Origin of the sequence: Tenacibaculum sp. 190524A05c (assembly GCF_964036595.1) — a bacterium.
GTDB classification, from domain to species: domain Bacteria; phylum Bacteroidota; class Bacteroidia; order Flavobacteriales; family Flavobacteriaceae; genus Polaribacter; species Polaribacter platacis.
The window spans coordinates 1820555-1836330 of sequence record NZ_OZ038523.1; the positions used below are offsets into that span (position 1 = coordinate 1820555).

The 15776-nt window shown below is 33.3% G+C and carries 15 protein-coding genes; 3 read left to right on the forward strand and 12 right to left on the reverse strand.

From position 1 onward, the window contains the following. Window positions 1-16: 16 nt before the first annotated feature. The 12 genes from ftsA to mraZ are packed head-to-tail and all read right to left on the reverse strand — an operon-like array spanning window position 17 to window position 13465. The gene (gene ftsA / locus ABNT61_RS07875; RefSeq protein ID WP_348712464.1) at window positions 17-1363 is read right to left on the reverse strand and encodes a cell division protein FtsA; all 1347 of its coding nucleotides are present in this window, start codon (window positions 1361-1363) and stop codon (window positions 17-19) included. Beyond that, window positions 1350-2093 carry a cell division protein FtsQ gene (locus tag ABNT61_RS07880; protein ID WP_348745499.1) on the reverse strand — a complete coding sequence of 248 codons (744 nt, stop codon included), beginning with the start codon at window positions 2091-2093 and terminating at the stop codon, window positions 1350-1352. Before ABNT61_RS07880 ends, ftsA begins: the two co-directional genes overlap by 14 nt. 9 nt (window positions 2094-2102) lie before the next feature. Further along, a complete protein-coding gene (gene murC, locus ABNT61_RS07885) occupies window positions 2103-3440 on the reverse strand; it encodes a UDP-N-acetylmuramate--L-alanine ligase (protein ID WP_348745500.1) in 1338 nt (445 codons plus the stop codon). Next, window positions 3431-4531: an undecaprenyldiphospho-muramoylpentapeptide beta-N-acetylglucosaminyltransferase gene (gene murG, locus ABNT61_RS07890; protein WP_348745501.1), complete on the reverse strand. Its 1101-nt coding sequence runs from the start codon at window positions 4529-4531 to the stop codon at window positions 3431-3433. The genes murC and murG overlap by 10 nt, the downstream gene beginning before the upstream one ends. A 10-nt stretch (window positions 4532-4541) precedes the next feature. Then, a complete protein-coding gene (locus ABNT61_RS07895) occupies window positions 4542-5729 on the reverse strand; it encodes an FtsW/RodA/SpoVE family cell cycle protein (protein ID WP_348712467.1) in 1188 nt (395 codons plus the stop codon). Window positions 5730-5735: 6 nt separating this feature from the next. Continuing rightward, window positions 5736-7070: a UDP-N-acetylmuramoyl-L-alanine--D-glutamate ligase gene (gene murD / locus ABNT61_RS07900; RefSeq protein WP_348745502.1), complete on the reverse strand. Its 1335-nt coding sequence runs from the start codon at window positions 7068-7070 to the stop codon at window positions 5736-5738. Further along, entirely contained in the window at window positions 7070-8296 is a 1227-nt protein-coding gene (gene mraY / locus ABNT61_RS07905; RefSeq protein ID WP_348742494.1) for a phospho-N-acetylmuramoyl-pentapeptide-transferase, read from the reverse strand. The genes murD and mraY overlap by 1 nt, the downstream gene beginning before the upstream one ends. A 15-nt stretch (window positions 8297-8311) precedes the next feature. Further along, on the reverse strand, window positions 8312-9763 hold the full coding sequence (locus ABNT61_RS07910) for a UDP-N-acetylmuramoyl-L-alanyl-D-glutamate--2,6-diaminopimelate ligase (protein WP_348745503.1): 1452 nt from the start codon (window positions 9761-9763) through the stop codon (window positions 8312-8314). After that, complete coding sequence (locus ABNT61_RS07915) at window positions 9764-11725, reverse strand: penicillin-binding protein (protein WP_348745676.1); 1962 nt, start codon at window positions 11723-11725, stop codon at window positions 9764-9766. Between the two features lie 58 nt (window positions 11726-11783). Continuing rightward, window positions 11784-12110 (reverse strand): FtsL-like putative cell division protein, encoded by a 327-nt coding sequence (locus ABNT61_RS07920; protein WP_348742492.1) that lies wholly within the window; start codon window positions 12108-12110, stop codon window positions 11784-11786. 1 nt (window position 12111) lies between these two features. After that, window positions 12112-13011 (reverse strand): 16S rRNA (cytosine(1402)-N(4))-methyltransferase RsmH, encoded by a 900-nt coding sequence (rsmH, locus tag ABNT61_RS07925; RefSeq protein ID WP_348745504.1) that lies wholly within the window; start codon window positions 13009-13011, stop codon window positions 12112-12114. Beyond that, on the reverse strand, window positions 13004-13465 hold the full coding sequence (gene mraZ, locus ABNT61_RS07930) for a division/cell wall cluster transcriptional repressor MraZ (RefSeq protein WP_348712929.1): 462 nt from the start codon (window positions 13463-13465) through the stop codon (window positions 13004-13006). The genes rsmH and mraZ overlap by 8 nt, the downstream gene beginning before the upstream one ends. 196 nt (window positions 13466-13661) lie before the next feature. Between mraZ and ABNT61_RS07935 the strand changes: the two genes are divergently transcribed. From ABNT61_RS07935 to ABNT61_RS07945, 3 genes are read left to right on the forward strand one after another with little or no spacing between them, the layout of a single operon-like run. Continuing rightward, window positions 13662-14426, forward strand: coding sequence for an alpha/beta hydrolase (locus ABNT61_RS07935; RefSeq protein ID WP_348723560.1), 765 nt, complete (start codon window positions 13662-13664; stop codon window positions 14424-14426). A 28-nt stretch (window positions 14427-14454) separates the two neighbouring features. Next, window positions 14455-15066: a ribosome biogenesis GTP-binding protein YihA/YsxC gene (gene yihA, locus ABNT61_RS07940; RefSeq protein ID WP_348745505.1), complete on the forward strand. Its 612-nt coding sequence runs from the start codon at window positions 14455-14457 to the stop codon at window positions 15064-15066. 6 nt (window positions 15067-15072) lie between these two features. Next, window positions 15073-15762, forward strand: a complete 690-nt coding sequence (locus tag ABNT61_RS07945) for an RluA family pseudouridine synthase (RefSeq protein WP_348745506.1) — start codon at window positions 15073-15075, stop codon at window positions 15760-15762. Window positions 15763-15776: the final 14 nt, after the last annotated feature.

The window sequence follows — 15776 nt, forward strand, 5'->3', positions numbered from 1 at the left end:
ATCTCTTATTTATTTTTTACTCTGCGTTATCTAGGAATTCCTTAAATCGTTCTGTAAATTTTTCTAAGAACGACTTCCCTCTCTTAATTGTTTGTTGTTTTTGTTGATCTTGAATTTGTTCAGCAGATTCTTCAACGTTTTCTTGATCAACAACTACTTCTTGTTCTTGTACAACTACTGGTTCAACTTCTTCAATGACAGATTCTTTTTCTAAACCTTCCATAAGAAGTCCTACAGCAGTAGCATAAGATGGACTAGACAATACATCTTCACTATCACCAGCAAGGTGTTCGTTTGGATATCCTATACGAGTATCCATTCCTGTAATATATTCTACTAACTGACGTAAATGTTTCAACTGAGATCCCCCTCCTGTTAAAACAATTCCAGCAATTAGCTTTCCTTTTTGTGTTTCGTGTCCGTAATTTTTGATTTCTAAATACACATGCTCTATTATTTCTTGTACTCGAGCATGAATTATTTTAGAAAGGTTTTTTAACGTAATTTCTTTCGGCTCTCTTCCTCTTAAACCTGGAATAGAAACAATTTCAGTTTCTTTATTCTCTCCTGGCCAAGCAGATCCGAACTTTATTTTTAAAAGTTCAGCTTGCTTTTCAATAATTGAACAACCTTCTTTAATATCTTCTGTAATTACGTTTCCTCCAAAAGGAATAACAGCTGTATGTCTAATTATTCCATCTTTGAAAATCGCTAAATCAGTTGTTCCACCACCTATATCAATTAAAGCAACTCCTGCTTCCTTTTCTTCTTGACTTAAAACTGCTGAAGAAGATGCTAAAGGCTCTAATGTAATATCTGCTAAGTTTAAACCAGCACTTTTCACACATCGACCAATATTTCGAATAGACGAAACTTGTCCTACAACAACATGAAAATTAGCTTCAAGTCTTCCTCCATACATTCCGATTGGCTCTTTAATATCAGGTTGACTATCTACTTTAAACTCTTGTGGCAATACATGGATAATTTCTTCTCCAGGTAACATTACCAGCTTATGTACTTGATTTACTAAATTCTCGATATCCGTCTCTTCAATAACTTCATCTGCATTTGCTCGAGTAATGTAATCACTGTGATGTAAACTTCTGATGTGTTGACCAGCAATACCTACAACAACTTCACTAATTTTTTGTCCAGAAACACTTTCTGCTTCATCAACAGCTTGCTGAATCGATTGAATTGTTTGAGTAATATTATTAACAACACCACGTTTTACACCCAAGCTTTTTGCTTTCCCAATACCAAGTACTTCAATTTTACCATACTCATTCTTGCGACCAATCATGGCAACAATCTTGGTAGTACCAATATCTAAACCAACTGCAATTTTATTGTTTTCCATCTTGATTTCGTTTTGTGCACACCACTTGGTTGTGGTATTTAATGTTTATTACTTTATAATTCTCTATCGACTTATCTTTTAATGATTTATTGTAAAAAGCTTTTAACTTCTTAAACTTTAAATTCACATTCTCATATTCACCAAAGTGAATTTTATAATTACCGCTACGAACAGTTAACACATATTCGTTTGAGTTCAATCTTTCTATTCCTATAATTTCCTTTTTCAGAAAATCATCTTCAGAAATAAACAAGATCAACTCAGTTATTTCTTCAATTTTAGAGGATATATTTTTTCCCTTTACCAATGGAACACGGGCAGAGAAATTCTTTGACAATGGAATAACAAGTCCTTTATCATCAATATAATACACCTCATCTTCAGAAATAATTCTGGCGATAGGCTCTTTCTGTGAAATGTGAGTTTTTATTAATCCCCCTGGTGTTACAAATACCTTAGCTTTATCCACATAAGGATTATCTAACACCTTTTCCTCTAGATGATGTAAATCTATGATTCTTTTTGGTTGGTTTTTAACTGTTACCTCACTTTGTATTAACAATTTATTAACCGTTTCGTGAGTTAAAAATGAGTTTTCACCTTCCGCAAATTGAACCTCTATAGAATGTACTTTTCTATCTAAATTTCTCTTTTTTGTAAAGCCGTATAATACTGACAAAACAAGCAGCAAAGAAACAAATATTGGATAAATAATTACCTTTCTATTCATACTTTTTTTTTAACGATTTAACAGTATTTCTTTTACTTCTTTCACTAATAGGCCAATATCTCCAGCCCCTAACATTAAAACAATGTTTGCATCTGACTTTTCAACATGATTTTTCATTTCTTCCTTAGACAACAAACACTTATTTCCGTTATTTATTTTACTCAACAACCATTCCGATGTTACTCCTTCTATCGGTAATTCTCTTGCAGGGTAAATATCTAATAAGATCAACTCATCAAACTTTGATAATTCTTGAGCAAAATCTTCGACAAAATCTTTAGTTCTTGAAAATAAATGTGGTTGAAACACAGCAAGAACTTTTTGATTTGGATACATTTCTCTAACTGCAGACTCAACAACTTTTATTTCTGTAGGATGATGTGCATAATCATCAATTAAAACAACATCGTCATTCTTAATCTTGTAGGAAAATCGTCTTTGAACTCCATTAAAAGTTTTTAATTGCCTTTTGATGTCAATCAACGAAACGCCATATAAATTTGCCATTGACAACGCCGCCAAAGCATTCATTATATTGTGCCTACCCGGCAATCCGAATTCGATATCTTTAATTTCATCATTAGGAGTTTTAACATCAAAAAGATATGTCCCATTTCCTACTCTTAAATTAAAAGCTGTATAATCTGCTTCTTCATATATTGCATAAGTTAAACCTTCAAGATCTAATCCTTTTGCTACAATTAACTTATCGGTTACTTTATCAGAAAACTCCTTAAAAGATTCCAATAATGAATCATGCTCTCCGTATATATCCAAATGATCTGCATCCATTGACGTGACACAAGCAATATTTGGTGATAGTTGTAGAAATGAACGATCATATTCATCAGCTTCAACTACCGAAACCTTATCTTCTCCTAATATTAAATTCGAGTTATAATTTTCTGCAATCCCACCTAAAAACGCAGTAGCATTTGACGGCTGCATGATGTGACCTAAAATAGAAGACGTAGTTGTCTTACCATGAGTTCCAGCAACCGCTAAACAAAATGTGTTTTTCGTAATTTTCCCCAGAACTTCTGCTCTTTTTAACACGTTAAAATTATTATCTCTAAAATAATTTAACTCACTATGATGTTTAGGAATTGCAGGCGTATATACAATTAAAGTCTTTTTTTCATTCAAGACTTTTTTATCTACCATCGATATATCATCTTCATAATGAACTGCTATACCAATCTCTTCTAATTCTCTCGTAATTGGAGAAGGTGTTTTATCATACCCAGAAACATTTTTATTGTTTCTAGAAAAATAACGAGCCAAAGCACTCATTCCAATTCCACCAATTCCAATGAAATAAACGTTATGTATATTTTTTAAACCCACCAGCTAATTAATCCTTCTATTTCGTCTACTATATGACCTGTAGCATTAGGTAATGCTAACTCTTTTATATTCTCACTTAAACTCTCCTGTTTCCCTTCGTCTTTAAGTAACGTTTCAAAAACCACAGAAAAAGTATCTAATTCACTTTCTTTAAGCATTAAAGCTCCATGTTTATCAACAATTGCTTTTGCATTTTTTGTTTGATGATCTTCAGCCACATTTGGAGAAGGAATAAAAATGGTTGGCTTTCCAACAATACACAATTCCGAAACAGAACTAGCTCCCGATCTTGAAATAATGAAATCCGCCGCCGCGTAAGCTAAATCCATTCTATTTAAAAATGGATGAACCTGAACATTTGACTCTGAATTATATTCCTTATACTCTTCATAATACAGCTTACCACATTGCCAAATTATTTGTACATCTTGACCTTTTAAGAACTCCAACTCAAGTTCAATTAATTGATTAATTCTTCTTGCTCCTAGACTTCCTCCAATAACTAAAACAGTCTTCTTTTCTTTATCCAACTCGAAAAACTCAATCCCTTCTTCTCGTTTAGAATGCACCAATAATAAATCTTGTCGAACTGGATTTCCTGTTTTTACAATCTTATCTTTTGGAAAAAAACGCTCCAAATTATCGTAAGCAACACAAATTTTATTTGCCTTTTTACTTAATAACTTATTAGTGATTCCTGGAAAAGAATTTTGCTCTTGCACCACTGTTGGAATTCCACGTTTATTTGCAACCATTAAAGTTGGACCACTTGCAAACCCGCCTGTACCCACAACCACATCTGGCTTAAACTTTCTTATAATTTTTCTAGCCTTCCACAGACTACTAATTAATTTTATTGGAAATAATAGATTCTTCAAAGTTAATTTCCTTTGAATACCAGAAATCCACAATCCTTCAATTTCATATCCGGCTTGTGGGACTTTTTCCATTTCCATTTTATCTTTAGCACCTACAAATAAAATTTTAGCTTCAGGAAATCGAAGTTTAACTTCATTAGCAATAGCAATCGCAGGATAGATATGTCCTCCTGTTCCACCACCACTTATAATTATACTTAACGATTTTTCCATTACTCTTTATTTATATGGTTTCATGTAATATATCTAATGGATTGTCATCTAAAATAGACTCTTCAGTCTCGTTTTTAGATGCACTTACACTTAATATCATTCCTAACGCAAAACACGTCATCCAAATTGATGTACCTCCACTACTAATTAATGGCAGTGTTTGCCCTGTTACAGGAAATAAATTCACCGCAACAGCCATATTAATCATGGCTTGAAAAACAATTGGTAATCCTACACCAATACATAATAACGTAGCAAAAATTGTTGTTGCTTTTCTGGCTGATATTACAATTCTAAACAACAGCAAGAAATAAATAAACAACACAAATAATGCTCCTACCAACCCATATTCCTCAACAATAATTGCATAGATGAAATCAGAAGAAGACTGTGGTAAAAAGTTTTTTTGAACACTTTTACCTGGACCTTTCCCTGTGACTCCTCCTGTAGCTATTGCTATTTTAGCTTTTTCAACCTGGTAATTCTCTGCACTTTCCCCTGAGAAGAATCCTGAAATCCTTTTTTCCCAAGTATGAATTCTGTTTGGCATTAAATCTGGAAATGCTTTTGCCACTAGTATAAACAACCCTAAAGCAACAATTCCAATACCTACGACATTTGCTATATACTTTAAAGGATAACCTCCTATAAAAGTCAATAGAACAATCATAAAGAATAAGATCGCCGTTGTAGAAAAGTTTGCAGGTAGAATCAGAATTAAAATTAATCCAACTGGCAACCATAACTGCAATAAGCTTTCACGAAATACAATTTGTTTCTCTTTATTTTTAGCGAGATATCTCGCAACATAAACCAATAAAACAAGTCCCGCTAAAGTTGATGTTTGAAAACCAACTCCCACAAAAGGAATACGAATCCACCTACTTGCATTTGCTCCCCCAATTGTATTTCCTTGTGCAATGGTAACAATCAACAATAATATTACGATAGGCAACATCAACACAGAGCCTCCACTGAAATATCGATATGGAATTTTATGCACTCCGTAAAGAATACCAAATCCCATAATTAATAATGCTATATGCTTGATTAAATGCCCTGTTGTAGAACCATTTCCAACAACATACACCAAATTTGTACTTGCACTATACACAGGCATAAAAGACAAAATTGCTAACATGGCAACTAATGCCCATATAGCTCTATCTCCCTTAATATGTTTAAATAGCGTTTTCAAATTCTATTATAGTTCTCTTACTGCTTTCTTAAATTTTCTTCCTCTATCCTCGTAATCCTCGAATAAATCAAAACTTGCACAGGCTGGAGAAAGCAACACTGTATCATTCTTTTCAGCCAGTTTATGCGAAACCTTTACAGCTTCTTCTGCTCCTGCAGTTTCCACAATAACATCTACAACATTTTGAAACGTATCTATGATTTTACGATTATCTAAACCTAAACACACTATTGCTTTTACTTTTTCTCTCACTAAAGGCAATAAATCTGTATAATCATTACCTTTATCTACACCTCCAACAATCCAAACCGTTGGTCTATCCATACATTCCAATGCATAAAAAGTAGCATTAACATTAGTTGCTTTACTATCGTTCACATATGACACTCCTTCTATCTTCAATACTTTTTCTAAACGATGCTCTGCTCCTTCAAAACCAGACATACTTTCTGTTATTGATTGATTTCTTACTTGCAATAATTTTGATGCAAGCATAGAAGCCATTGCGTTTTTAGTATTGTGTTTTCCTTTAATTTTTAAATAGGATGTGTTCATTATATATTCTTCTTCGTTTAATCTGATTATTATATTATTCTCTCTTATAAATGCCCCATATTCCAACTCTTTAAGAATTGAAAATGGAACTAATTTTGATTTCACGGGATTCTCCGCTAACCAACTTGTGATTACTCTATCATCTGAATCGTAAATCAAAAAATCTTTCTCTGTTTGATTTTTAGCGATTCTAAATTTTGAAGCGATGTAATTATTAAAGTCATAGTCATATCTATCAAGATGATCCGGAGTTATATTGGTAATCATTGCGATATGAGAATTAAACTCCTCAACTCCGTCTAATTGAAAACTACTCAACTCTAGCACATAATTTTCAAAACTTTGCTCTGCCACTTGTTTTGCGAAACTATCACCGATATTACCAGCTATTCCAACATTTAAACCAGCATCTTTCAGCAGATGATGCGTTAAAAGAGTTGTTGTGGTTTTACCGTTGGATCCAGTAATTCCAATAATTCTCGCATTCGTATATCTTCCTGCAAACTCAATTTCAGAGATTACCGGAATTCCTTTTGAACGTAACTCTTGAATTAGAGCTACTTTATCAGGAATACCTGGACTTTTCATGACTATATCAGCATCAAATATCTTTTCTTTTGTATGCTGTTTCTCTTCAAAATCTATTTTATGATGTAAAAGAACTTCTTTATACTCTGTATGTATTTCACCTAAATCTGAAACAAATACTTTATAACCTTGTTTTTTTCCTAGAATAGCAGTTCCAACTCCACTCTCTCCACCTCCTAATACAACTAACTTTTCCATTATCTTAACTTCAATGTCACTATTGTAAATACAGCTAGTAAAATTCCGACAATCCAGAATCTCGTAACTATTTTACTTTCGTGATAATTCAATTTTTGATAGTGATGATGTAAAGGAGCCATTTTAAAAATCCTTCTACCTTCACCATATTTCTTTTTAGTGTATTTAAAATACCCAACTTGTAAAATCACAGATAAATTTTCAACTACGAATATTCCAGCCAATAATGGAAGTAATAATTCTTTTCTAGTGGCAATTGCAATAACTGCAATTATCCCACCAATTGTTAAACTCCCTGTATCTCCCATAAAAACTTGAGCCGGATATGTATTGTACCAAAGAAACCCTATCAACGCTCCAGCGAATGCAAGAATAAACACTGTCATTTCACCAGAATTTGGGATATACATTACATCCAAATAATTAGCAAAAACAATATTCCCTGAAACCCATGCGAACAATGCAAGTACCAAAACCATAATTGCTGAGGAACCTGCCGCTAAACCATCAATTCCATCAGTTAAGTTTGCTCCATTAGAAATACCGGTAACAATAAAGATCACGATTGGAATAAAAATTAACCAAGCATACTTTTGATACCCATCACCTAAAAAGCTAAGCGCTTTTGCATAATCCAATTCATTGTCTTTTAAGAAAGGGACTGTTGTTTTAGTAGATTTATGCGCTTCCCCAAAAACTTGTCTTTTCCCATTAGCTTGCACCACTTGCTGATCAACTGGCAGCTGTTCTTTTATTGTTACAGAAGGACTGAAATAAAGCATTGCTCCCACAATAAGTCCAAGACCAACTTGACCAATTACTTTAAAAATCCCTTTTAAACCTGCTTTATCTTTTTTAAACACTTTAATATAATCATCAGTAAAACCAATTAACCCCATCCATACTGTGGTTATCAATAAGATAATTACATAGATATTTTCAAGTTTTGCTAATAAGATTGCCGGTATTAAAGTGGCCAATATTATAATAACACCACCCATTGTTGGTGTCCCAGCCTTTTGCATTTGCCCCTCTAAACCAAGGTCACGAATAGTTTCACCAACTTGTAACCTTCTTAGATAATTGATTACACGTTTTCCGAAGATTGTTGACAACAACAATGACAAAATAAATGCTGCCGCAGAACGAAATGTAATAAACTGAAACACACTTGCTCCAGTCAAATTAAATTCACTCTCTAAATACTCAAATAAATAATACAACATCTTCTAAATTCCTTATTAGTTAAAACACATTTTAATTTCCTCTAAATCATCGAAGTGACGTCTTTCACCATTCACCTCTTGATAGTTTTCATGTCCTTTTCCAGCAATTAGTATAATATCACCTGAATCCGCCAATTTATACGCTGTTTTGATAGCTTGCTTTCTATCTAAAATTGACAAGGTTTTTTTATAATTCTCAGGAGAAACTCCTGCTTCCATTTCATCTATAATTACCTGTGGATCTTCAGTTCTTGGATTATCTGAAGTAAAAATTGTTTGATTACTTAATTGAGAAGCGATATGCGCCATTTTTGGACGCTTGGTCTTATCTCGATCCCCACCGCAACCCACAACAGTAATTACATTTTCATTCCCTGTTCTTATATTATTAATGGTCTCAAGAACATTTTTCAATGCATCAGGAGTGTGCGCGTAATCAACAATAGCCGTAATTTTCTCCGGTGACACCACATATTGAAATCTACCACTTACACTATCTAAACCACTAACACCTCTTAATACATCAAGCTTTTCTATTCCTAATAACTCCGCAACACCATAAATAGCGAGTACGTTATACGCATTAAAATCTCCAATCAACTTACTCCAAACTTCCGTACCATTAATTGTTAGCAAAGAACCAGAAAAACTCTTTTCTAAAATCTTAGCTTTAAAATCACCAAGTGTTTTTAACGCATACGTTTGCTTTTTTGCCTTGGTGTTTTGAACCATTACAGTTCCGTTTTTATCATCAATATTCGTTAATGCGAAAGCATCTTTAGAAAGCTGATCAAAAAATCGTTTTTTAACATCTCTATATTCCGCAAAAGTTGAATGGTAATCTAAATGATCATGAGACAAATTGGTAAAAACTCCACCTACAAAATCAAGACCTAAAGTTCTATTTTGGTGAATTCCGTGAGAACTCACTTCCATAAAACAATACTCGACACCTTCATCAACCATTCGAGACAAGTACTTGTTTATCGTAAGTGAATCAGGGGTAGTGTGGGTTGCTTTAAACTCACTGTTATTAATCATAATTTTAACAGTGGATAGCAACCCAACTCTTCTCCCTAAGTTCATAAACAACTGATACAATAAAGTTGTAATTGTTGTTTTACCGTTGGTACCTGTAACACCAACAAGCTTTATCTTTTTAGAAGGATTATCATAATAATTAGATGACATCATAGCTAAAGCCTCACTTGAATCAGAAACTTCAACATAAGTAACACCTTGTTTTCTTTCTTCTGGAACTTTTTCACATACAACAGCCACGGCATTATTGCTTAATGCTTTATCTATAAAGTCATGCCCATCAACCGTAACTCCTTTTAACGCAATGAAAACATCGTTTTCAGAAATTTTTCTACTATCAAAATGAATTTCATTCACTTGGATATTCGTATCTCCAAAAACTCCGTTTACAGGTACTTTATATAATATGTCTTTTAAAATCTTCAATTATGATAATTTTAAATATATAGTAGATCCTTTTTTAATTTTTTCTCCTCTCTTAATAGATTGCTCCGTAACTTTCCCCATTCCTGTAAAATTTACTTTCAACCCCATGTTTTCCAATAATGAAATCGCATCCATTCCACTCATCCCAACAACCTTCGGCATTATGGTTTTATACTTACTCAACACCGCGTAGTATTTATTGTAATCTTTATTTACTGTCTTACTCACAACAGAATCTGTAACCATCTGAACACTTGAAGGTTTTGAAGTGTATATTTTATGAGCGATTTCTTTGAATACCGGAGCAGCCACTTGTGCACCATAATAACCTTTCATTACATCAGGCTCGTGAATGACCACAATACAAGAATATTTAGGATTCTTCACAGGAAAGAAACCTGCAAACGAAGCAACGTATTTTCGATTTGAATAATATCCTCCTTCATATTTCCCATCTTTATTCTTTCTTCTCGGTATATACTTTTTAGCTGTACCTGTTTTTCCTGCCATAGAGAAATTCGGAGAATAGATTCCTTTAGCCGTTCCTCTTTTAACAGTATTTTCCATTACTTTCACAACCTTATCAATAGTTGTTTGAGAAGCGATTCTTTTAGTCAACACCTCTTTTTCAAACTTTTTTACTGTTTTACCTCCAACTTTAAGCTCTCTTACAAAGCGTGGCTTTACCAACTCTCCATTGTTTGCTACAGCATTATAAAACATTAATGTTTGTAACGGTGTTAATGAAACTCCATATCCCCATGCCATCCATTCTAAACTAATAGAACTCCAGCGATCTTCCTTAACTGAAGGAATATAAGGCTTACCTTCACCAACAATATTTACTCCAGTTTGACTATCTAACCCAAACTGTTTCATACGTTTTAAAAACTTTTCAGGATTATTATCATAATGTTTCTGAATAGCTTTTACAATTCCAACATTAGATGAAACTTCAAAAACTCTAGCTAAAGAAATTCTACCATAACCATCTTTATCACTGTCTTCAACCTTTCTATTATTGATAAATATTTTTCCTTTTTCCGTATTAATAACTGTAGATGTATCAATAACCCTATCCTCTAAACCAGCCATTAAACTTGCTAACTTAAATGTAGAACCAGGCTCATGACTTTCCCAAACTGCATAATTTCTCTTTTCATAATATTTACCCGAAGAAGTTCTTCCTAAATTTGATATTGCTTTAATCTCACCAGTTGCAGTCTCCATGACAACAGCACATCCATGATCTGCTTGATAATACTCCATTTGCTTCAACAAAGCATGATGCGTAATATCCTGAACATTTACATCAATAGTTGTTATAACATCTTTACCGTCTTCAGGTTCTTGCTCATTAACATCATTAATCGGTTTCCATTGTCCTTTAGCAATCTTCTGCTTTAATCTCCAACCATTTTTACCTAACATGAATTCAGAAAACGCTCCTTCAATACCCGCTCCTCCTCTATGATCATTATAACCAATGGTTCTTTCCGCTATCTTTCCAATCGGATGTTCTCTAACTGTTCTCTGCTCCGCAATAAAACCACCGCGATATACACCTAAATTAAATATTGGAAAACTCTTCATTTTCATATAATCGTTGTACCCAATATTTCTTGCAATTAGCAAATATCTATTCTTAACCTTTTTAGCATCTCTTAATTTCTTCTCATAATAACTCGGTGTTCTTCCCAACATCTTAGAAAGCTCCTTAGTTAATGCATTTATATTTTTTTCAAACAAATTATTATCTACAGAAATTACATCCATTCTAATTGTATAATTAGAGATCGATGTTGCCAATAAATTTCCATCTGCCGCATACACATTTCCTTTATTTGCGAAAATGGTATCATTCTTAATTGTAGATTCTTCCGCTAGTTTTTTATACTTATCTCCTTTTATATATTGAAGCTCAAAAACCTTAATCCCGACTACAACCAGAAAAAGCGACATAAAAGCCGCTACAACATATAGTTTATTTAGTATGTTCTTTTTAATGGTTGACAATACCTTATTTTTTTATTATTACTTTAATTTTTTGAGGCGGATCAGAAGCTGGACTCAATCCGCTCCCTTTAACTTTCTTTCGAATTGCACTTTCTAATTTCATTCTCATTAAAATTGTACTCGTATCAACATACTCAGCACGCAACTCTCTCTTTACTTTATTTAAGTCCGCAATCTTAACCGCTTTTTCATCTGCAGAATGCGAACTCCAAATCATTACCAACAACAACAGCACAACAAAGAATATCACTCTCCAGTTTTTCGCAGCAGATTCATCTGTAAGAAAACTCCCTCTTAAAACATCATATATACCTCCAGAGTTTTGCTTCATCTTATTTTAATGTTGCTATTCTTAATTTCGCACTTCGTGCTCGGTTATTTACTTTTATCTCATCTTGAGTTGGAACAATTAATTTCCCAACCTTTTTCATCGGCTCATTTGTATTACCATAAAAATCCTTTTCTGGCTCTCCCTGGAACTTACCAGTTCGAATAAATCGTTTAACCAACCTATCCTCTAAAGAATGATATGATATGACACTCAACCTTCCTTCTTCATTTAACAACTCAGGCATTTGCATCAAAAACTCTTTCAACACCTCTAACTCCTCGTTAACTTCAATTCGAATAGCCTGATATATTTGCGCTAAAATTTTATGTTCTTTTGCTTTTGGAAGAAATCGCTTCAAAGCCTCTTTCAACTCAAAACTTGTATCAATTTCTTTAACTCCTCTTGAACTCACTATTTGCCTTGCAATTGCTCGAGCATTCCTTAGTTCTCCATACAAATACAAAACATCAGCTAACTTCTCTTCCTCGTACTCATTCACTACAACTTTCGCAGATAAACCAGAAGCTTGATTCATCCTCATATCTAACTCACCATCAAACCTTGTAGAAAAACCTCTTGTAGCTTCATCAAATTGATAAGAAGAAACACCTAAATCCGCAAGAACACCATCTACTTTTTTCACACCGTGAAAACGCAAAAACCGAGTGATATACCTAAAATTCTCACCAATCAGAACAAACCGATCATCTTCAATAGTGTTTTGTAACGCATCAGCATCCTGATCGAAAGCAAACAACTTACCGTTCTCCCCTAATCTTTTTAATATTTCTTTGGAATGACCTCCTCCTCCAAATGTTACATCAACATAAACACCATCCGCTTTTATATTGAGCGCATCTACACTCTCTTCAAGTAAAACAGACTTATGATAATCACTCATCAATTTCAATATTTCCCATTACTTCCTCAGCCAAATCCGCAAAATCTGAAGCTGTATCTTCAATTACACTTTCGTACTTATCCTTATCCCAAATCTCAATAATATTCACCGCACTAGACAACACTACTTGTTTCTCAATACCAGCAAAAACACATAAGTCTTTTGGAATTAAAATTCTTCCTGCCGAATCCATTTCAACCACCTTAACACCAGCAGTAAATCTTCTTATGAAATCATTATTCTTCTTAACAAAACGATTTAGCTTATTAATTTTAGCCATCATTTGATTCCACTCTTGCATAGGATACAACTCTAAACATGGCTGAAACACCGAACGTTTAATCACAAAACCTTCTTCCAAAACAGGACTCAATTGCTTCTTCAATGCAGAAGCAACCATTAGCCTACCTTTGGCATCAGCTTTACACTCATATGTTCCAATAATGTTTACCACCCTAAGACAAGTATTATTCAAAAATATAAAATATTTACCACAATTTACCACTTTTTACCACATTGTTGATAAGTTTCCGTGTTTTAAGGAAAATACTGTGCTTCTGAGTGTTAATTCAGCTTAAAAAGCATATTTGAAAAGAAATTGATAGGTATAAAAAAAAGAATTACTTTTGCTCTGAGCCAAATCTTAGCTAATGACAGATTTTTTAAAGAGAGAAGATAAGTATACCTATGCTGAAGCTGGAGAAGGAAAAGCTATTATTGTACTTCATGGATTAATGGGTGCTTTGAGTAATTTTGACTCTACGTTCAAGCATTTTTCTGAGAATGGATATAAAGTTTTAATTCCTGAATTACCGCTTTATACCCTACCAATACTTAAAACCAACGTTAAAAATCTTGCGAAGTTTTTACATGATTTTATCGAGTATAAAAACTTAAAAGATGTTGTTCTTTTAGGGAATTCTCTAGGAGGTCATATTGCGTTATACTACATCAAACACTACCCTCAAGATGTTTCTGCTCTTGTATTAACTGGAAGTTCTGGTTTATACGAAAACTCAATGGGAAATAACTACCCAAGAAGAGGAGACAAAGGATTTGTTCGCACAAAAACTCAAGAAGTTTTTTATGACAAATCTATTGCCACAGAAGAATTAGTAGATCAGGTTTACGATGTTATTAATGATAGAAATACTTTAGTAAAAACATTAGCAATTGCTAAAAGTGCAGTTCGTCATAACATGGCTAACGATTTACCAAACATGAGTCAACCGACTTGTATTGTTTGGGGAAAGAATGACACTGTTACTCCTCCTGAAGTAGCTGAAGATTTCCATAGATTACTTCCTGATAGCGACTTGTTCTGGATAGATAAATGTGGTCATGCTGCGATGATGGAACACCCTGTTGAATTCAACGAAATTTTAGAGAGCTGGTTTAAACAGCGAAATATATAGCCAACAACTTAGAGGAAATAGTTAAAACATGAAGATTAAATCTGCTGAATTTGTGATGAGCAATAGTAACGTGACTAATGCTCCTAAAGATCATATTCCTGAATATGCATTCATTGGTAGATCCAATGTTGGAAAATCTTCATTGATTAACATGCTGATGGAACGTAAGAAATTGGCAAAAACATCTGGAACTCCTGGGAAAACTCAGTTAATCAATCACTTTAAAGTAAATGATGAATGGTTTTTAGTTGATTTACCAGGATATGGATATGCAAAAGTTTCTAAAAAGAAAAGAACTATTTTTCAATATTTTATTGAGAATTACTTCAAAGAAAGAGAACAATTAGTTTGTGCTTTTGTTTTGGTGGATTCACGTCATGATCCGCAAAAAATCGATTTAGAATTCATGCGCTTTTTAGGTGAAAATCAAATTCCGTTTGCTATTATTTTCACAAAGGCTGATAAACTACCTAGTTCTAAACTAAACAAACAATTACTTTCATACAAAAGAAAACTTCTAGATCACTGGGAGAGTTTGCCTGTTAACTTTTTAACTTCTTCTACTTCCAAATTAGGAAGAGATGAAGTTTTAAACTTTATTGACAGTGTAAATAAGGATGTTGCTGATGATTTTAAATAAATCGATATGCATTCTAATAAAAACAACTTATTAGTTCTTCACGAAGACAATCACATTATCATTATTAATAAAAGAGCTGGAGACATTGTTCAAGGTGATAAAACTGGTGATAAACCTTTAAGTGATGTTGTTAAAGAATATATCAAGGAGAAATATAACAAGCCAGGAAATGTGTTTTTAGGAACAGTTCATCGTTTAGACAGACCCACTTCTGGAATTGTAATTTTCGCACGTACTTCTAAAGCTTTAGAACGCTTGAATAAAATGTTACGTGACAAAGAAATTAAAAAAACATATTTTGCTGTTGTAAAAGGTCATTTAACTAAAAAAGCAAACACCTTAACCAACTTCTTAAAAAAGAATCCTAAAAACAATAAATCCTCTGCTTTTCTGAAAGAAATCCCAGGTAGCAAAAAAGCAATTTTACACTACATAGTTGTTAAAGAATTGGATAATTATAGCTTGCTAGAAATAGATCTAGAAACTGGAAGACATCATCAAATTAGATGTCAACTTTCAAATATTGGACATCCAATAAAAGGCGATTTAAAATACGGTTTCGCACGAAGTAATAAGAATGGAAGCATCCATTTACATGCTAGAAAAATAGCCTTCATTCACCCTGTGAGTAAAGACCAAATTACAATCACTGCTCCATTACCAATGAACGATCCGATTTGGGATGCTTGTAACTAAATTCGTATATTTAG